This window comes from Pseudoalteromonas sp. S1612 (assembly GCF_005887175.1).
Lineage (GTDB): Bacteria > Pseudomonadota > Gammaproteobacteria > Enterobacterales > Alteromonadaceae > Pseudoalteromonas > Pseudoalteromonas undina.
Genome location: NZ_PNDH01000032.1, coordinates 40,871 through 61,039 on the forward strand (window position 1 = coordinate 40,871; position 20,169 = coordinate 61,039).

Here is a 20,169-nt window from a genome sequence, read left to right on the forward strand (position 1 = left end):
AACCCTGTATTTTTAGTAGGTGTCGTTTGAAAATACCTAAACGCTTGCAGCCATTAGTTGATGATGGTTTTATTGATGAAGTGCTCAGCCGTTTAATGAGTGGTAAAGAGGCCGATGTATTTGTAGTCGCCTGTGGCGATGACATTCGCTGCGCTAAAGTATACAAAGATGCCAGTAAGCGCAGTTTTAAAAAAGCTGCACAGTACCAAGAAGGGCGAAAAGTGCGAGGCGGGCGCCAAGCCCGTGCTATGGGTAAACGTTCAAGTTACGGCCGTCAATTAGAAGAAGAAATTTGGCAAAATGCCGAGGTTGACGCGCTGTCGCGTTTATCCTCAGCAGGTGTTCGGGTACCGCAAACTTACGGCTGCATTGACGGTGTTTTGTTAATGGAACTTGTAAGTGATGACGAAGGCGATGTTGCACCACAACTTGGCGCAGTTGATTTAACCGAGAAACAAGCCATTGAACAACATACATTAATGATGCACTACATCAAACTAATGCTATGCGCTGGGATTATTCACGGTGACTTATCTGAATTTAACGTACTTGTAGATAGCAACGGCCCAGTAATTATTGATTTACCCCAAGCGGTTAACGCCTCTGCTAATAATAGCGCCGAAGCCATGTTTGCCCGCGATGTAAATAACATGCGCCGCTATTATGGCCAATTTGCACCTGCGTTATTACACACGCAATATGCCAAAGAAATGTGGGCACTGTTTGCAGATGCTAACTTAACCCCGCACTCAGTGCTAAGTGGTGAATTTGAGGATGACAGCGAAGCTGCAGATGTAGATTCAGTACTTGACGAAATTCAAGCCGCCTTTGATGAAGAGCAAGAACGTAAAGAACGCATTCGCGACGCTGATGAGCAATAACCCTTAATTTACGTGCTGAGTTTTGCTTATAGTTTTGACTATTAGATCAAAACTTAGCATATAGGTATGAGTCACATAAGGATGGATTTAGCTCGTCACTGCAAAATCTAAGTTAGTTCTGTCATTACTATCAACGGGAACCGACAGGTGTGCATTTAACTAAAAGCAGCTTGATACTATCCATTAATTAAATGCCATTGAGTCTGCAAACACATTTTCATTATCAGTGTAATAGTTGATAAATTCTTCCTCATTAAAATCACATTTATAAAAAAAGACGTTGTGACGGTCTTTTTATTATTTATGGTTATTTCGAATTCAGCCTGTGATGCTTTATTAAATAAAACACTACACTTAGTATTTAAGCCTAACGAATAAACTTTCCCATCAATTTCGATACTGTTGTTGCCTAAAGTAATTTCATTGGGAGTTGTTAATAAATGCAAAAAGTAATAGAGCCCTGTTAAATAGAAAAAGGAGAAACAAACAAAGCAGCCTTTATTTTTACAGACTCAGAGTCATGTAAGTAATAGGTAGAGATCATGGATATTATTGAGAACAAAACAACCATAACAAAATTTGGAGAGAGCCAGTTTTTGGTAAATTTAAATATCATCTTCGATCGCAGAGGTAAGAGTTACGGTTGACTCAATAATTTAAGCTAACAGAAACTAAGGTTCTAAATTTGTGGCCTATCTTATTAAATTAACAATGGTATTTCTACATTTAAGCGCCTGAAAAAATATGCACTTCGCCCATTCCCTTGTGTTTACCTGCCAATCTTTTTGACCAGGTTATTATGGTATCGTACAAAGCCCACCTTGTCGTATTTTCGACAACTTTTTAAGCATAAACGAGAGAGTCCTGAATAACTAAAGTTGACACTTTTGCGAAGTTAGACAAAGAGCGAGAAGCTGTTAGTCAGAGTTTTTCTGTGTGAAGTGAAGTTTTGCTCGCTTGACTATCAGCTTGTTGGCGGTTTTTTCAATCTATTCTTAAAAGTTTTTTTGTTGTTATTTTTGAGTAGTTATCGTTTAATAACATGATGTTTTTTAAAGATAACTATTAGCGAATCTTCACCTCTTTAGTGAAAGCTAATGTCGGACCACACATAAGGAAATAGGTATAAAATGGACACTACAATACGAAAAGCTGAATCAACCGATATCGCTGCAATAAAAATGCTGTGGCAGTTTTACCAATATCATCAGAGTATATTTGACTTAGAAGATGTTGGTTTAGATGGTTGCTATGATATTGATGAAGAATATTTAGAATGTGTAGTGCGTGGTGAGGAAGACTGCATTATTTATCTTGTACTCGTTTCTAACCAAATTGCTGGTTTTGCTACCGTAGAACCAACTGAGATCGTTGGCAAAGAAATACCTGAGTTGGCTGATATTTTTATTCTACCCAAATATCGAAAACAAGGCATTGCCAAATTTGTTATTCAAAACTTGATGTCTGTTGAAACAAATCAGTGGCATGTAGCAGTTCATTTAAACGATAATTCAGCGTTGAAATTTTGGAATAGTTTGTTTGCTAAATTAAACGTTGCGCGTGTTGATAACGTTGATCCTCCTGAAACAGAAGGCTACCACGAGTTTGTCATCACAAATAACTAGCAAGATTACAACGTCTTCTACGCTTAAGTAAAATTTGATAAAGAGCGAAAAGCAGCCATTGAGATTGGCTAAATATCGTCGTTAATTGATTGGTTAAACAGCTCTTTGCGCATATATTCATGAAAATGAGCGCTGCGCGCATATTGGTTCATTTAACTTTACCTAAAAAATTTAGAAAACTTAGTGATAGTAATGCCTTAGATAATTTGTTAAAACTATATAAAGTAGACAAATGAGCGTTAAGTCGGCAGAAATATGCGCGATGGGCGCACTATTAAATTGTGGGCCTCAGAGAAACCATGGCAATAAAAGACGCGTTACCGGAAAGACGAAACCTTGTTGTTACCGCATTCTGCGTAATAGTTTTTTACGCAGCGGGAGGCTTCATTACAGAGCCGACGGTACGTTTGGCGGTTGTGAACGTTTCATTTCGGCATCCTGAGGTATTAGCTGGTTTCGTTTGGGGGCTTCTGGTCTGGTTCCAGGTTCGCTTTTGGCAGTCAACTCGGTCAAAGTTTGGAGAACGGTTCAAGCAGGAAATTCGAGGTTGGTCAGTTCCATCACCATGGGTTAGTGCACTTATCGAAGATGCCGAGCGACAGGTTGGCGGAAAAGACAAACTGGGGGCCGGCTATACGCCACAAGTCCATGCGCCAGAGTTGGAAGGAATCACGATTAAAGCCGCTTGTAGCTTTATTTACACGGAAAATGGACACCGCGTCGTCAAGAACCAACAGCGCGCGTCTTATCAATCAAAGACGGTTCTCTTTATTTGGCCAATATCGTTTGCTCGAAGCCTACTCTTCGGGAATGCTGTGGCGGAGTACGTATTTCCATACGCGTTGTTCCTTGCTGCAGTTTCTGCGCCGATCTGGAGTTGCTGACTGTGGAGCTGAAGCCCAACAAATCGTTGCAGCGGACATTTGACCCGCCACCCATTTTTGCTGCCGCAAAAATAGGCGTCGCCTCAAATGCCGCTGAACTCTGGCGTTAGCATTAAGGAGTCAACTTGGATAGTCTATTGAAAATAACATCGCTACTTAATTTTTTAATTTATACCGTTGTGGCGATCTTTATTCTGATATCTCAGGGTGAATTTTATGAAAACCATTATTGGTTTTTAATTGCTTTTTTGGGTGTTTCTATAGCAGCGTCAAACTTAAAGCCCGTTAATGATGTACTTGTTGGTATTCTATTCTCAGGGCTTACAGCTAATCTCTTATTAGTTGCCTCGGTATCAACAGGTATAAAAATCAATAGTGCTACATTTTTGATTTTTTTCGGGTACTTATGCGCAGGCTGCTTTTCTGTATGGTTCTTTATCGCACGGAATAAGTATCAGAGTTTTAATGCTAACAAGTGACTATGGTGCTCAATGTCCTCTCATAGCACACAGGCATACTTCGGCAAAGAGCGATGAACGATCATTCAGGTGAGTCGTTTTTAACTTAGTAAGAATAAAAAGAAACCCTCCCTTTTTTACATAGCGAAATAACCTACATTAAGCATAAAATTTATAGCTGGCAATAACTTACACTATTTGTTATTAATATAAGTTAATAAAGTAAGGGCATTTTCACGCTGGAATGTGTTAACTGATAAAGCGGTTGTATGTACAAGGAGTTATGGTGAAGAAACTCTTCAAATATCTAGGTTTTGGAATTTTAAGTGTTGTTATATTTTTCATTGGTATTGGAGTTGTTGCATCCATAAATACTGTTGATAAAGAGGCCGTCTTTGAGCCTTTTATTGTAAAGGCAATCCCCAAGTTAACAACGTGGGAAGTGACTCCTTTTAAAGAGCTAATGTCTGAGCAAGGTTACACTAGTGCAACTTCAGAGCAATGGGAGTTGTACGTAAAAAAGGTTGCTAAATTAGGTGTATTTCAATCAGTCGGTAAAGCAGAGTTGCAAAATTGGAAAACGTTATCTCCAGTTGGTAGCTCAAGTGTGACATATGCTGTTTATCAAGTACCTGTAACCTTTGATACAGGATTAGCTCATATTCAATTAGGTTTGCAGTCATCTGACGGTAAAGTTGAAATAAATAGTATAAAGTTTTTATCTGATTTGTTAATGCAATAGTACATATAAAAAGGCTATAAATTATTGAGTACATAATTTATAGCCTTGTTTTGTATTGCTGCCACCTTTGTAAACTTAACCACTAGTTGTACATTTAACTGAGCTATATTTTTAGGAGTGTCTTTGAAGTACATAACTATATTTTTAGTCCTTTTACTGGTTGGTTGTAATAGTACTGATAAAGCGGCAAATTCAAGTCTTGTGTATATCAATGCGCAAACAGATTCACCTGCTAAATGGGTTGTGAAGATTGAACCAAAATATCCTGAAGATGCGGCTAAAAATAGCGTAGAGGGCTACTTAAAATTCAAAGCAATAATTAATGAAGTTGGAGCGTTAGAAAGAGTTGAAGTAATTGAATCTGCCCCAAATGGTGTATTTGAAAAGGAAGGTTTACGGGCTTTAAAGCTATGGAGATTTAAGCCTGCGTTATTAAGTGGTAGGCTGGTTAAGGTTGAGTACGCTGGTACTCTCGAGTGGAGGTTATAATGTCTCTAGGGATGAGCATATCATGGAGATCTAAGCAACCTAAACAAAAGCGATGTGATAGGTGTGAACTGTATTATTCTGAGTTTTTGGATAAATGTACGCATTGTTCCGATTTAAACGAAGCACAATTACTTATGCTTAAGGCTAAACACCAAGAATCTCTTAAACATAATGCTAAGCTTGGTAAATACTTATTTATAGTTGCTGTAGTAATTGGCGTATTACTTTTTATTAGCTTTTTATGGTAGCGTTGGGGTTTTCCTTAAGTGAAAGAGGGTCAGTTAACAGAGAAAAAACCTTTAATACATTGAGGCTAAAAATTTATATCCATCCGCTAACTTTAAAGTTTATCAAACTGAACTATCCGACCACGTAACAGTTGTTGTTATTTAATTAAACCTAAAACTCCTTGATTAACTAAATAAGCCTGCGCTGCGTCTGTATGGGGTTTAAACTTTTTCCAGCGGCCTATGGCTTTGTTGTTAAGCGGTTGGCGCACTTGCATTTTGCTGGCGGTTGAAACCGGTGCGGTGTTTAAATGAAAATCAAGGCACTGTGGTTGCCAGTCTAAGTTGCAATAGCTCACTAACTCTTTTATCTTTTGCTCTGGTGCGGCTACAAGTTCTTCGTATTTTACTAGTTTAATATTGCTGTGCAGGGCGCTAAAGTGCTGTATTAGTTTATAAAAGCGGCTGTAAAATTTAGCTGTGTCGAGTAAGTCTAACGAGTAAGCATAATACGGGTTGTTAATGGTAAATAGCTGACGATAGTTACCAATGCAGGTGTCCATGGGGTCGCGAAGTAGACAAATTATTTTGGCGTTTGGCAGGGCTTTGGTAATTAAATCGATATAAAAAAAGTTAAACGGTAGTTTATCAATAAAGTGTTTATGGCTGCCGGTTACAACACGGGTTGCTTCAAGGTAAGTGCTGCCAAGTTTTGCAAAATCAAGCTGGTAAGCTTGGCTTAAGGTGTCTGTATCGAGTACTTGAGGCGTGTGCGTTTGGCTAAGTTTTTTTACACTTAGGCCAAAGTCTTGCAGCTCGCCCGCCGATTGTACGTCGGTGTGGCTTGATAAAATGCGTTCAACTAATGTGGTGCCAGAGCGCGGCATGCCTAATACAAAAATTGGCTCACTGCTTTGGTTGCCAGCTGTTTGTTGGTTTTTGTATTTATCACTGAGCTGTTTTATATGTGCAAATAAAGCCTCAGACGCTTGGTTATCAAACGCCTTATTAGCGAGTTTTGCTGCTTTACCTTGTTGTAACGCGGTAAAGGCTGCTGAAAACTCTCCTAAGTCTTGATATTCTTTAGCGAGCGCATGACCTATATGCAGTTTAGCGTCGGGATGATTGACCTGTTCAAATACGTTTTTTAATCGCGCTATGTGGTTATTATGTTCGGTGACTTTAGTTAAATCGGCTAAGGCAAAATGACTTTGATGATGAAGCGGATTCAGTGCAATGGCATTTTCAAACGCGTGCTGTGCTTTATCAAACTGGCCTAAAAACTTAGCGCATACTCCATAGTTATAATAAAACTGCGGTTGGCTGCTGTTACTTGCCGCAGCTAAATTTAACGCGCATGTAAAGTAGTCAGCAGCATGCTGATGTAAACCTGCTTGGGTGAGCGCGACGCCTAATGTATCGGCATCAAGTGCTTTACTAATATGTATAATCTTAACGCTGAGGGCGGTGTTTTTTGCTTTTTGTAAGTCGCCCGTAAGAGCGTAGCACTTGGCAAGTTGCGCAGTATATTCAATAGACTGGGTAAAGCTTAATGCTTTTTCAATTAGCTTTATCGCTTTGTAAATTTGGCCAACCTGTAAATTAACCATAGCGAGCAAAAAGTAGCCATCAGCAAAGTCTGGCTTTTGTGTTACCAGTTCAACCAGTGCTTTATGCGCTTGCTGAATATTGCCTTGGTTTAAGTTGTTGATAGCGCTTTGGTGTAGTTGCTTTAAGTTTGGCTGCATGAATACTCTTATAAATAATGTACTTACAAAATAAAAAGGCTCAAATTAATTTGAGCCTCTTGATTGTACTTAAACTTATCGTTTAATTACATTTCAAACTTGTCGCTTAATTATATTTCAAACTGATAGTTAAATTTAATGCCAACAGTAAGCGGGCGATTAATAAAGTAACCATAGTTACGTTGTATGTCTGCGCCATTGGCTGTTGTAATATCCGCATCTGAACGACGAACAGAAGTAACCGCATATTTATTAAATAGGTTATCTACATATAAAGTAGTCGACCACGCATCGGCGGTTAATTTAGCTGAAATATTACTTAAGCTATAACCTGGGAGTGCTTCACCGTTGTCACGTAGGCCTACTTTTGAAATTACATCACTTTGTGCGGTTAAACCATAGTTAATATCAAGGGTTTTATCATTTAAAACGTCTGTTTGGTAGTTAATACCCATAGAGAACTGATGCTCAGGTGAGCCCGGTAAACGGTCGCCATCTTTCGCGCCATTAGTGCCATCGGCATTAAATAAATACGGAGCGTCTGAGGTTAGTTCTGCTTTTGTATAGGCATAAGTTGCATAGGCAGTAAACGAGTCTGATAAAATTGCACGCGTGGCAATTTCAACCCCTTTCGCATTTGCGCTACCAGCATTTGATAAGTAAGGTAATTGGCCTACTGTTGTTGCACCGGCAATTTGTGCGTTATCCCAATCTACATTGAATAGTGCGGCATTAAAGTGTAGCTGGCTTCTCATCCAGGTACTTTTAAAGCCTAGCTCATAGTTGGTGGTTGTATCGGCATCGTATAGCATTTCATCTGGTGTACCACAGCCTGTTTGTTGGTTCTCAGGTAGAGGTGTTGGGCAAGGCACTAAGCCATTTGAGCCACCAATTCTAAATCCTTCACTTATAGTTGCATACGCCATTACTGAATCTGTAAATTGGTACTTAGCATTAAATTTGAACAGATTACCGTTGTCACCGGCTTCGTTCTCTTCAAAGTTAACTGAAATTTCATCAGGTGCAGCACCTTCATACAAGGTATTTGCTAATGGGAAGTCAAAAGCCGCTTTTGATTCTACGTCGTATTCGTAAAAACGCGCGCCAATAGTAATGTCGAGTTTATCGGTTACTTGGTAACCTACTTCACCAAAAAGTGCTGATTCAGTGACTTTGCTGCCAGTAATTTCTAAATACTCTAAAGAGTCAGGTCTAAGTTGTGCGCCACCAAAATTATCAACCGCGAACTGATCAAAGCCTGGCGTAAACTCTCTGCTTGATGCGTCGGTGTCGGTTTTATTGTAAAAACCACCAACAATCCAGTTTAAATCGCTATCACTTTGTGAGACCAAACGTAGCTCTTGAGTGAAGTTATCGACTTCGTCTAATTCACGGGTAAATGCCGAAAACGAAGGAAACTCTTCGTAGCCATAGTCTAAACGAATTAAAAGGTCAGTTTGGTCGCGTTGACCATCGGCTTCAAAGTGTGAAATACCGGTAGCTGATACCAGCTCAGCAAAACCTAAGTCGGCTTTAAGTTCGAGGCTCAGTAATTGATCTTCTTTTTCCCGTGGCTCTTCAAAACGGTACGCTGACTCGTATTTGCCGATGCGATCATTTAGACCATTATTTTCGTTTAGGCTATTGTGATGAACAATTGAGCGGCCTTCGGTGTCTTGCTTTTGATAGAAGTAGTTTAATGTGCCTTCAAATGACTCATTTACTTTGTAACGCAATGAAATACGCCCAGTTGTGGTGGTTTCACCGTTGGCGTCTTTTACATTTTTAAGATTGCTGTTTACTGCATCAAGGTTTGTCCAATCAGGGTCGGTGATCGACACACCCGGTTCACGAACTGTGTAGGCGTAGTCAATAAACCCTGGGTCTTCATAAATATTCAAGCTGGTACGTACCGCCAGTTTGTCTTCAATTAATGGTAAATTGAAGATAAAGCCAGTTTCGCCACCGACCGAATCACTTTCTTGAGTTTGAAAAACATCACCAAATACTTCACCTGATATAAAATCAAGCTCTGGCTCTTTAAGCATGTAACGAATAGCGCCACCCAATGTGCCTGCGCCATACAATGTGCCTTGCGGTCCAATAAGTACTTCCACTCGCTCTACATCAACAAGGCGCATATCTACCGATACTGGAATTTCGTTAATGTAAGTGGCTACCGTGCCGCCATCTGATGAAGGGCCTGATGAATTTGTATTTAATCCACGCACAATAATAGGCGAGCCAGAGCGACCACCTTGATCAGTAATTGTTAAACCTGGCACCCAACGCGCTACATCGGCTAATTCGCTGATATTTTGGTCTTTCATTACATCGGCATCAAGCGCAGTAATGTTAAGAGGCGCAGCCTGAATAGAGCCACTTCGGCGTGTTGCTGTAACCTCAATAACTTCAAGCGATTTATTTTTTTCAATAATTTGCTCTTGTGCTGTTGCATTACCGCTAAATAATACACCGCTCAGTGCGCTTGATACAGCCAAGGTTAACAGGCTTGGTTTAAACATAAAAATTGATCCCAGTTAGATTTAGTACGTTAATAAATGAGCGCTAATAATATCAGGGAGTTTTGTTGATGGAAATAAAAATATGAATTTTAATTCACTTTTTTAGAATAAAAATTAAGGCGTGGGTTTTTACTTAAATTTAAAGTTTAAATATAACAAGGTGTTTGTATAAATAATGCACACACCGTAAGTGGTATATATTGTTTTAAGTGCAACAATGAATGGTGTGAAAGGAGAGATAAAACGTAGGCTTAGTTATACTAAGAGGGAGTTGTAAAATAGGAGATGAGAAGTTGCGCCATAATAGTTCATGACGCAATTAAATTATTAAACTCTAAGCAGCAGGCTGCTTTTTACCATTAGACATGGAGCTGCCTACCGAGGCAATAATCACCAGTAAAATAGCCAGCCACTGCCAAATGCTTAGCAGTTCACCTAAAATAACTAAGCCAGCGAGTGCTGCAATTGCAGGTTCTAGGCTCATTACAATACTAAAACCTTGTGGCGACATATTACGTAAAGTAATCATTTCAAGAGTATAAGGCAGGGCGCTTGAAAGCACGGCGATAGCAATACCTAATGGAATAATATCCCAAGTAAATGCAGCACTTTGTGAAATGCCGCCATAAGGCACCAGCACGATGGCTGAAATGGTCATGCCCATCGCAACCGTTGCGCCACCAGAGCTTTGGCTGCCTGTTTTCTTACCAAATAAAATATAGCCAGCCCAACAGGCACCCGCTGCAAGTGCGAGCACTACACCGACTGGATCAAGGCTGTCTTGACCTTTCATATCAGGTAAAAGTAATAATATACCGGCCACTGCACAGGCAACCCAAAATAAGTCACGTTTTCTGCGAGAAGAAAACAACGCGACAGCTAATGGGCCTGTAAATTCAAGCGCAACCCCAATACCTAATGGGATACGTTCTATCGCGTAATAAAATAGAATATTCATGCCGCCTAAACTTAAGCCATAAATTAATATGGGTAAGCGTTGGCTTGCAACAGGGAAGTGTTTCCATGGTTTAAAAATCAAACACAAAATAGCGGCCGAAAACCCTAAACGTAAGGCTGTTGTGCCCTCAGGCCCAACAATAGGAAAAAGCTGTTTAGCCAGTGACGCGCCTGACTGAATCGTCATCATTGCTAGCAATATGCATAAAATAGCCAGTAATAGATCTTTGGTTGATTTTTGCATGGATGTCCTTAAAGATTGCGATGAATTTTGGCGGCATGTTACCTGCTTTTGATCTCAGAGGTAAGTCAAATTTTGTGATCTTTTTAAGCTTAATTCAAAATAGCAGTGTTTAGTAAAGTGTGCTTAAAGGCCAAGCGATAAAATACGCTTATCGCTTAGCCGATAGTTTTTGTTTTATTAAGAGGATAAATCTGCTGGGTAAACAACACCAAGTTGTGCGCGTGCGGTATCAAGTACTTGCATTACATCGACAGAAAGTTGATGAGTATTAACGCTAGACTCCACCTGATTTTGCTCAATGGTATTGATAAAGTTCTCGAGTTCGTACTTCATAAAGTGCTCGTCAAACTCCGTGCTAATAAGCTCTTTATGACCATTGTTAGCAATAAACTCTATTTTTTTAAGCTGCGACACGGCTTCAATTCTAATTCGACCTAATTCCCCCTGAATTTCAGTGATATTTTCGCCTTGTGAAATTTTCGAATAGCTGATCACCGCTTGTCTGTCGGGATAATTTAAAAGCACATCGCCTGCACCATCCACACCACTTTCAAGTAATACGCCGCTGGCGTGAACAGAGCGTGGTGCTCCCCATAATGCAATAACGAGATAAAGTGGGTAAATACCCAAATCTAGTAAGGCACCATTAGCAAATTCAGGTAAAAAAGTATTAGGGCGCTCACCATTTTTATACTTGTCGTAACGTGATGAATACTGACTAAATTGACCAATAAACTTACGTGGTGTGCCTATTTTTTTTAGGGCAGCTTGTAAGTGCGCAAAATTAGGTAAGTGCGTTGTCATCATCGCTTCCATGTAAAGGCGCTGATGCTGCTTTGCCGCAGTTAAAATAGCCGCAAGTTGCTTGCTATTAGCCGCTGAGGGCTTTTCACCTAATACGTGTTTGCCCGCTTTTAAACATTGTATTGCATATGCACTGTGCAGGCTATTGGGCGCCGCTATATAGACTGCGTCTACTTGTTCATCTTGGCACACAGCATCAATAGAGGTAAAAATTTTAGCATCGGTATTTGTTGGATGATTAGCTAAAAAGCGCTCGCCGCTGCTTATTTGGCGAGAGCAAATACCGTATAAATTAAAATTGCTGAGTGTATTAGCCGCTGCCAAAAACGTGTCGCTAATAAAATTAGTACCTACAATTACAAAATTCATGAATAGCCTTTGCTGTTTTTAAACAAGGGCGCAGTTTAACAATGTTTGGCTCTAAATGCGCGGGCAGAGCAATTAAACCAACGTTTAATGCTAGTACATAACGTAGCTTGCTCCTGATAACCTAAAAGCTCTGAAATTTGAGTCACCGACAATTGGTTTTGTAATAAATAGTGCTCACATAAGGCGCGGCGAGTGGCGTCTTTGAGCTTTACAAAACTGGTATCGTGCTTTTTAAGTTCTCGGTGCAAGGTGCGAGGGTGAATATTAAGCGCAGCGGCAATAGTATTATTAGCGCTTTGAAATATCGGCAGCATAATGCGAATAAGCGCGCTTACCTGAGCAGGCAAAGATTGGCTATGAGCATTATTTTCAGCTAAAAAGTTAAGTGCTGCTTGGGTTTTATGTTGCTTAGTTATGTTAAGTGTTAAATCTAAGTCTTGTTTGGCAATTAATACACCGGCGCTATTTCTGTGAGTAATAACCTTACACCCAAAATGCTGGTGGTAGGTCTGCTTATTTGCGCCTAGGGTATGAGGTAAAAATACACTTTGTGGCTTACAGCGGCCATTACTCATATTTTTTAAGATAGCTATGGCCAATGCAATGGTGAGCTCTATTACCTGGTTTATTGCCGGTAATGGCCTGAGATTTATAGCGAATGATAAAAACACGTGTTTATTATCATCAAGTGGATGAGTGGTTAAATTAAGCGCTGGCGTATGCAAGTGTAAATATTTTATCACCCAATCTAGCGCCTCGGCTAAATTAGTGCCTGTTTGAGCGGCTATTGCAATATGGCCCAAAATATCAAAGCTTTGCAGGCTTGCTAGTTTTAAACCAAAATTTGGACAATTTAGTGTATTCGCGCAATGCTCTAATAGCTGTGCATATGCGCGGTAAGTAAGGGTCTCTTGCTCTAGTTTATTAAAGTCCACATTAATGGCGCACTGCTGCATTATGGCAGCGAAATCTCCCCCAAGTTCTGCAATTAAATGGTCTATTCCCTGTAAAGAAGTGGCTCTAATCAAACGGCTCATAAAATATACTTTTGCGTGAGGATGTCTAAAAATAACAAGTTTTTATTCGATGTTCCATGCAAACTGGTTTTTTAATTGGAGAATAAGTATGCATATCACTACATTTGATTACATTGTTGTTGGCGCAGGCAGTGCAGGCTGCGTTATTGCATCGCGATTATCTGAAAATAAAAATGTGAGTGTGTGCTTAATTGAAGCGGGCGGCAGTGATAAAGGCACAATGGTTCAAATGCCTGCAGGGGTTGCTGCTAGTGTGCCTTATGGCATTAATAGCTGGCATTACAATACGGTACCTCAAAAAGAGCTTAATAACCGCTGCGGATTTATGCCTCGTGGCAAAGTGCTTGGCGGTTCAAGTTCCATTAATGCCATGGTTTATATTCGAGGTAATAAGCACGATTATAATAGTTGGGCTGCACTGGGCAATGAGGGCTGGGACTATGAGAGTTTATTGCCTTATTTTATTAAAGCTGAAAATAATAAAACCTTTACTGAAAGTGATGTACACGGGGTTGATGGCCCTTTGCATGTGCAGGATTTAAGCCAGCCAAGCCCAGTAAATCAGCTGTTTTTAAACGCCTGCGAACAACAAGGTGTACCGCACAATGGCGATATAAACGCAGGGCAGCAAGTGGGAGCAAGGTTATCGCAAGTGACTCAATATCAAGGGGAGCGTTGTAGCGCGGCAAAAGCGTATATAACCCCCCATTTAAACCGAAAAAACCTAACTGTGCTTAGCAAAGTACACGTTAATAAAGTACTTTTTTGCGATAAAACCGCAACCGGAGTCTCTGTTTCTATAAACAATAAGGCCGTTGTATTGCATGCAAAAAAAGAGGTGGTTTTAAGCGCTGGCGCAATTAACTCACCGCAAATTTTAATGCTATCGGGAGTTGGCCCTAAAGAGCAACTAAAGCAGCATAATATTGAAATAGTAAACGAGCTTTCTGGTGTTGGAGAGAACCTTCATGACCACTTAACCGTTGTGCCATTGTATAAAGCTAAATACAGTAAAGGCACATTTGGTATAAGTGCGGGTGGGGCGTTTAATATTGCAAAAGGATGCGTTGATTGGTTTGTAAAACGTGAAGGGCAGCTTACTAGTAATTTTGCAGAATCACATGCCTTTATAAAGCTATTTTCCGATTCAAAAGTACCCGACGTACAGCTTGAATTTGTAATTGGGCTGGTGGATGACCATAGCCGTAAACTGCACCTAGGCCATGGTTATAGTATTCACTGTAGTATTATGCACCCTAAAAGCCGTGGCACGATTCGATTAGCCGATGCCAACCCCTTGAGTGCTCCACTTATTGATCCTAATTATTTAAGCCACCCCGATGATTTAAACGTGATGTTAGCAGGGCTTAAAAAAACTCTGCAGATTATGCAAAGTGAAGCATTTGATGTAATTAGAGGTAATATGGTTTACCCGCTAGATGTTAACAATAATGAGCAGCTTATTGAGTATATTAGGCAAACGGCCGAGACTGAATATCACCCTGTAGGCACTTGTAAAATGGGGCAAGATCCCATGGCGGTAGTGAATAGCCAACTACAAGTACATGGTGTGAAAAATTTGCGTGTGGTTGATGCCTCAATTATGCCGCATATAATTACCGGCAACACCAATGCCTGTGTGATAGCCATTGCCGAAAAAGCAGCTGACTTAATTAAGCTAGCTTGACTTATAAAACGCTGTTAACCATTGCTGCCAGTCTTGCTCTAGTTTGATCATTTGCAGGTGTTTTTTAGCAGCAAAATGCTTGCTTTTATCCTCGTCAGCTAAAAACGGCCCTACACGACATAGCGAGCAATAATTATCGGTTAAGTAAGCAGGCAAAGTTAACAAGCTAGCCAGTTCAGGTAAGGGTTTTTCACTAAAGACATAGGTAATGCCGCTGGTGTCTTTAACGTGCTTATCACGGTCAACATTACGAATTTTATAACCACTAAAGTGACTAATATCAAATTGCATTTGCCCTTGATATTGTGCGTTTAAATGGGTATTTAAACTGCCTTCAATATTCCATTCTCGATAAGGTTTAACATCTTTTGAAGTGATGAAACATAGCCCTGCACCTTGTGTATTTAAAGCAAACTCATTGGCGTATTTTATAAATTGATGCAGTAATGCGCGGTTAAGTACGTTCATGCTGGTATGGCGTGTATTGTGTTCAAATGCATCGCGACCAACAAATGCAGGAAAAAGCGGAAATTGAAAAATAACCACATCAAAACTATGTAAATGCTGGCCGAGCGTTTGCCAACATTGTGGGTTGGTTACATCAAAGCTATTAAGTACTTCTACCTTTTGCGACTTTAAAGCATCGAGCGCATTATCTGGGTATTTTTGCTCAATAGTTGATTGGTCGTCGTAAGTGGATGCCACTAACTTTTTTGGCTTAATATGACGATAAAGCGCATTTGAAAACGATAAATCGCCATCACCTACCGTAAGTATGTTCCAGTTTGGATTTAAATACATATTAGCGTGAAGATGTGTTTGGGTTTTCGGTCTCATCATTTTGCTGAGGTGCTTGATGCAACCTGTACATAGCTAAACGTGTTTTTAAACCCTCAATAGCAACCTGTTTTAAAATTAGGTTAAAGGTAATCAAAATAGCAAAAACAATGTGGATAGGACCATGGGTAAATCCTGCGTCAGGATCAAATATAGATAAGCCAAACAATACAAACAACACAACCATTAGTATTTCAATGAGTTGATTTGAATAAAAAGAAAGACGACCTTCGCTTTTATGATCTTTTTTTATGCTAATGGCACAAAAAAAAGGGATCACTTTTATTTTAAAAGCGGCGTTTTTTTCTACAAAATTCTCACCAAGGTCAGTAAGCTGTTGGCGCAATTGGTCTATCATGGGGTGTCCTCTCAATACAGTGCGCGGATGTTACCCTATTACAGACCAATGGTTAAGTAATGGCGTGTTATTTAGGGTAAATACTCATACCAATAATTAAGATATGACACACAAAAACCACAGATGTGAGCACAAAGCGCATTTTTTGGTAATCTTTGTGATAACCCTGCCAATGAATCGACACTTTCTCGAAAATCAGTACTAACCAAAAGCTCGCGCCTAACCAAGCAAGCATCCACTCAATCGGCAAAAATGATAAAAACGGTATAGGAATGACCGGCAGCACAGCTTTAATGGCATCGGCAAAGCTTTGTTGCCCTGCATGCCATAAATTACCTGCCATAAAAGCTAAAATAGCGATGCTGTAAAAACTAAAAAACTCTAAATTGACACTGTTACTGCCAAACATCAATGGCCAACCCACACAACCTAAAAACGGCAGCAAGCCCAAATAGCCTAGTTGAATGTGATTAACAAATTTTTCCATGGGTAAGCGCCTTAATCGAGTAGGTATTTCAACACTGCTAGTGTAACAAGGATAGATAGAGTTATCTTATAAAATTTATACAATGATTAAACGACCATGTTATTTATGACGATCACTCATTTTAATTAAAATAGTGTTTTTTGAAGCGCTAAGTTAGTGATTATTCGATTATTACCTATACTAATTGTGGGAATCACTAAATGGATGATTAGTATGGCTAACAATGTCACTCGACGTAAATTTTTAAGTACGCTAGCGGTCGGTGCTGCGACCTCTGCTGTCGCATTTAAAGCGCCGTATGTGTTTGCAAAAAAACCGGTTACGCTTAGAGTCATGGGAACGCATGTAACTTTACAAGAAGAGCTTAGAGTCCGCGCCATGCAAGAGCTCGGTATTAATATTGAATTTACCCCTATGGGGAGTGCGGCCGTTTTACAAAAAGCAGCAGCTGATCCCTCTTCATTTGATTTATATGAACAATGGTCTGACTCAATTAATATATTGTGGCAAGCCAATGCTATTCAACCAATTGAAGTAGAAAGACTAAAATATTGGCAGGAAATAAACCCACTAACCAAAACCGGTAAGTTAGTTCCCACAGCAAAATTGGGCGCAGGTGATGCGCCCAACAAAATTTTATATGTTCAACAAGATGGCTCACTTGGAAGCCAGGCCACTGATAACATAAGTTTTATGCCTTATGTTCACAATGTAGATTCATTTGGCTATAACACTAATTTTATACCTAAGGGTGTGGCTTACGAGACTGAGTCATGGGGCTGGCTGCTTGAAGAGAGTAACAAAGGTCATGTTGGTTTGGTGAATGCCCCCACCATAGGCATTTTCGATGCCGCATTGGCTGCCCAAGCACAAGGGCTGATGACTTTTAATAATATTGCAAATATGAGTGTTGCAGAAATAGACAAATTGTTTGCAATTTTAATTAATAAAAAGCAAGCAGGGCATTTCTCAGGGTTTTGGACATCGGTGCCACAATCTGTTGAGTTTATGCTAAAAAAACGCGTGCATATACAAAGTATATTTTCACCGGGGGTGAGCGCATGTAGAGCCCAAGGTTTACCAGTAGTCAATGCATCTCCTAAGGAGGGGTATCGAGCCTGGCATGGGGTGATGTGTCTCTCTGCTAATACGGTAGGGCATGTAAAAGACGCCGCTTACGAATACATGAACTGGTGGTTATCGGGCTGGCCTGGTGCATTTATTTCAAAGCAGGGTTATTACATTTCTAATCCAGAACGTAGCAAAGAAATAATCACCAAGCCCGAATGGGATTATTGGTATGATGGCAAAGAAGCGACTCAACCACTAGCGGGTACCGATGGCAAAAATATAATTTTGCCTGGGCAGATTCGCGATGGCGGCAGCTATGAAAAGCGCTTTTCGAATATTGCAGTGTGGAATACAGTGATGGATAACTACGATTACAGTTTAGATAAATGGTTTGAGCTACTAAACGCATAAGGGAATTGAATGCTAAAACAGTTACTTGGTTCTTTATCTATTAAAGTATTATCGTCACTGGCTATTTTTATTTTAATACAAATAATAGTTTACATTGTTATTAATGAGCGAACCGAAAAAATAGAGCAAGCTAGTAAAAATGTATTGAACATTAACGAGCTATCAGTTGTTGTATTTGAAATTAACAAAGATATTTTAGAAATTCAGCGAAATATTTCTGTTTATGACGTGTCGGGTAGCGAGGTTATTTTTGATAAAATAAAAAGCACTCATCAAAGTATTCAAGCGCGGCTAATTGAAGCGCAGCAGCGAACCCAGCAACCTGAGATTAAAAACTCATTAAGCGCAATGCAATCATTAGTTTTAAATTATGGCAAAAGTATCGATAGTCTTAAAAAACGATATGATGAAAAGTCTAAAATTATTGAGCAACAGCTACCAAATACTTACGAATTAGCATTGACTACCTCAGCAAGTAAAGATGAGGAAGCGTTGATGTTGCACAAAGATTTGTTGTTGTTTAAGTTAAAGGATCATTGGCATCACCTGTACCGTAATTCAATCCTATTTTTAACTCAACGTGATTACGCCAAACGCAGCCAAGTTAAACAGCGTTTAGAGTTAATTAAACAATTAACCAACAGTGACGCTACAAACAAAATGATTGGCCAAAACAAGGTCGCGCAATTAAATAGTTTAACGATTAAATTCGAGTCTTTGTTTGCCCAAGCCATACAAGCTAATAGAAACTATTTAACCTTAAGTAATATTGTTATTGCCGGTGATTCGGTTGAATTTTCAGCACTTGCCAAAAAGTTACAAGGAGATGCATTGTTGTTGCTTAGTGATAGTTCACAAACCAGTCAAGAGAGCATTAATGCCGCGCAAATTGTTATTCAAGTGTCGTTATTTTTGTCTGTTACCTTGTTTATTCTTTTTGCATTATTTTTTCACTTTCATATTATTAAAGCGATTAACAGGCTCACAGTTAGTTTTAGATCATTTTTAAATGGTGATTTCTCAGCAAACATAGCTGATATTACCCGTGAAGACGAAATAGGGGTTTTAGCCCAAGCAGCAAATAAATTTAGAGTGCTAAACGAGAGCCTAGTTGAAGCAAAAAAAGCGGCAGAGGAAACATCCCGAATAAAATCTGAATTTTTAGCTAATATGAGCCATGAAATACGTACCCCTATGAATGGTATTTTAGGCATGGTGCAACTAGTGAGTAATACTGAGTTAGATGCTAAACAAAAACGCATGATTGAGGTTATTAGCTCTTCAGGTAATAGTTTATTGGTGATCCTTAATGACATTCTCGATTTAAGTAAACTAGATGCCGATAAAATGCTACTTGAAAACAGAGAGTTTAAATTGAGTGCATTGTTGTATGAGCTGGAGCAAATTTTTAAATCGCAAGCCGACCATAAAAGTCTCGAGTTTAATATAGTAAAAGAAAAAGTAGACTCTGTTGATTTGGTTAAAGGCGATGAAACCCGTTTAAAACAAGTACTAATGAACTTATTGGGGAATGCTTTTAAATTCACAGAGTCTGGAACAGTAACCTTGTCTGTTGACTTAAAAGAGAAAAGTAATAATGAAGTGACGTTGCTATTTAGCATTATCGATAGTGGTATAGGTATTTCACAACACAGTATAAAAACGTTATTTGATGCTTTTACCCAAGCTGATACATCAACAACACGCCGGTTTGGTGGTACAGGACTTGGGTTAACTATTTCAAGCAAAATATTAGACTTAATGGGCAGCAATTTACAAGTAGAAAGTGAATTGGATAAAGGGTCGACATTTTATTTTCAGCTGACGTTTAGCACTCCATCACTAAATACAAGCGAAAAACAACCAGCACCATTTCCCGATGTAACTATTAAAAATAAAGATGTGCGAATATTAATTGCCGAAGATAATCCGGTAAATCAAATCGTGCTAGAAAGCTTTTTAAAAGCAATGGGTATTAAACATATTACTATGGCAGATAATGGTGAAATAGCGCTTGAGCTATGTACTAAGCAACAATTTGATTTAATTATGATGGATATTCAAATGCCGTTAATGGGCGGGCTTTTGGCAACTAAACATATTAGGGAACTAGCCAATTACCACGATGTGCCAATTATTGCCGTTACTGCAAACATCACTGAAAAAGACGAGCCTGAGTACGTGGCAGCGGGTATAACTAACACTATAAACAAGCCTGTAGAATTCAATAGTTTAAAAGTTATAATTGACCAGTATAGCGAGTAAGAATAAACATCCTATGTGCTTTTATATTTTTTGGGGTAGTGGTTAGCAATACATATTTTCAGT

16 protein-coding genes are annotated in these 20,169 nt (G+C 39.4%); 8 read left to right on the plus strand and 8 right to left on the minus strand.

Annotation, left to right across the window (positions count from 1 at the left end; all coding sequences use genetic code 11):
• Window positions 1-26: 26 nt before the first annotated feature.
• The 5 genes from CWB78_RS12000 to CWB78_RS12025 all read left to right on the plus strand — a co-directional run bounded on the left by CWB78_RS12000 (window position 27) and on the right by CWB78_RS12025 (window position 5,079).
• Window positions 27-881: a PA4780 family RIO1-like protein kinase gene (locus CWB78_RS12000; RefSeq protein WP_138595778.1), complete on the plus strand. Its 855-nt coding sequence runs from the start codon at window positions 27-29 to the stop codon at window positions 879-881.
• Between the two features lie 1,130 nt (window positions 882-2,011).
• The gene (locus CWB78_RS12010) at window positions 2,012-2,506 is read left to right on the plus strand and encodes a GNAT family N-acetyltransferase (protein ID WP_138595780.1); all 495 of its coding nucleotides are present in this window, start codon (window positions 2,012-2,014) and stop codon (window positions 2,504-2,506) included.
• Between the two features lie 299 nt (window positions 2,507-2,805).
• A complete protein-coding gene (locus CWB78_RS12015) occupies window positions 2,806-3,390 on the plus strand; it encodes a hypothetical protein (RefSeq protein ID WP_138595782.1) in 585 nt (194 codons plus the stop codon).
• A 741-nt stretch (window positions 3,391-4,131) separates the two neighbouring features.
• Complete coding sequence (locus CWB78_RS18975) at window positions 4,132-4,590, plus strand: hypothetical protein (protein ID WP_249930452.1); 459 nt, start codon at window positions 4,132-4,134, stop codon at window positions 4,588-4,590.
• A gap of 117 nt (window positions 4,591-4,707) precedes the next feature.
• Window positions 4,708-5,079 (plus strand): energy transducer TonB, encoded by a 372-nt coding sequence (locus CWB78_RS12025; RefSeq protein WP_249930453.1) that lies wholly within the window; start codon window positions 4,708-4,710, stop codon window positions 5,077-5,079.
• A gap of 385 nt (window positions 5,080-5,464) precedes the next feature.
• On the opposite strand, the gene CWB78_RS12035 is transcribed toward CWB78_RS12025, so the two are convergent.
• The 5 genes from CWB78_RS12035 to CWB78_RS12055 form a co-directional block, all read right to left on the minus strand.
• Window positions 5,465-7,054: a tetratricopeptide repeat-containing sulfotransferase family protein gene (locus tag CWB78_RS12035; protein ID WP_138595786.1), complete on the minus strand. Its 1,590-nt coding sequence runs from the start codon at window positions 7,052-7,054 to the stop codon at window positions 5,465-5,467.
• A 110-nt stretch (window positions 7,055-7,164) separates the two neighbouring features.
• The gene (locus CWB78_RS12040; RefSeq protein ID WP_138595788.1) at window positions 7,165-9,579 is read right to left on the minus strand and encodes a TonB-dependent receptor; all 2,415 of its coding nucleotides are present in this window, start codon (window positions 9,577-9,579) and stop codon (window positions 7,165-7,167) included.
• A gap of 334 nt (window positions 9,580-9,913) precedes the next feature.
• The gene (locus CWB78_RS12045; protein ID WP_008115672.1) at window positions 9,914-10,780 is read right to left on the minus strand and encodes an EamA family transporter; all 867 of its coding nucleotides are present in this window, start codon (window positions 10,778-10,780) and stop codon (window positions 9,914-9,916) included.
• A 177-nt stretch (window positions 10,781-10,957) separates the two neighbouring features.
• On the minus strand, window positions 10,958-11,953 hold the full coding sequence (locus CWB78_RS12050; RefSeq protein ID WP_138595790.1) for a Gfo/Idh/MocA family protein: 996 nt from the start codon (window positions 11,951-11,953) through the stop codon (window positions 10,958-10,960).
• Between the two features lie 35 nt (window positions 11,954-11,988).
• Window positions 11,989-12,990 (minus strand): AraC family transcriptional regulator, encoded by a 1,002-nt coding sequence (locus tag CWB78_RS12055; protein ID WP_138595792.1) that lies wholly within the window; start codon window positions 12,988-12,990, stop codon window positions 11,989-11,991.
• An 88-nt stretch (window positions 12,991-13,078) separates the two neighbouring features.
• On the opposite strand from CWB78_RS12055, the gene CWB78_RS12060 reads away from it, so the two are divergent.
• Window positions 13,079-14,677, plus strand: a complete 1,599-nt coding sequence (locus CWB78_RS12060) for a GMC family oxidoreductase (protein ID WP_138595794.1) — start codon at window positions 13,079-13,081, stop codon at window positions 14,675-14,677.
• On the opposite strand, the gene CWB78_RS12065 is transcribed toward CWB78_RS12060, so the two are convergent.
• The 3 genes from CWB78_RS12065 to CWB78_RS12075 form a co-directional block, all read right to left on the minus strand.
• The gene (locus tag CWB78_RS12065) at window positions 14,669-15,478 is read right to left on the minus strand and encodes a class I SAM-dependent methyltransferase (protein WP_138595894.1); all 810 of its coding nucleotides are present in this window, start codon (window positions 15,476-15,478) and stop codon (window positions 14,669-14,671) included. The genes CWB78_RS12060 and CWB78_RS12065 overlap by 9 nt on opposite strands.
• A gap of 1 nt (window position 15,479) precedes the next feature.
• Window positions 15,480-15,872 (minus strand): hypothetical protein, encoded by a 393-nt coding sequence (locus CWB78_RS12070; RefSeq protein ID WP_055011455.1) that lies wholly within the window; start codon window positions 15,870-15,872, stop codon window positions 15,480-15,482.
• A gap of 67 nt (window positions 15,873-15,939) precedes the next feature.
• The gene (locus CWB78_RS12075) at window positions 15,940-16,359 is read right to left on the minus strand and encodes a DUF3429 domain-containing protein (RefSeq protein WP_055011454.1); all 420 of its coding nucleotides are present in this window, start codon (window positions 16,357-16,359) and stop codon (window positions 15,940-15,942) included.
• Between the two features lie 213 nt (window positions 16,360-16,572).
• Between CWB78_RS12075 and CWB78_RS12080 the strand changes: the two genes are divergently transcribed.
• Both CWB78_RS12080 and CWB78_RS12085 read left to right on the plus strand, forming a co-directional pair.
• Entirely contained in the window at window positions 16,573-17,841 is a 1,269-nt protein-coding gene (locus CWB78_RS12080; protein WP_138595796.1) for an ABC transporter substrate-binding protein, read from the plus strand.
• Window positions 17,842-17,850: 9 nt separating this feature from the next.
• Window positions 17,851-20,106, plus strand: a complete 2,256-nt coding sequence (locus tag CWB78_RS12085) for an ATP-binding protein (protein WP_138595798.1) — start codon at window positions 17,851-17,853, stop codon at window positions 20,104-20,106.
• Window positions 20,107-20,169 lie beyond the last annotated feature (63 nt).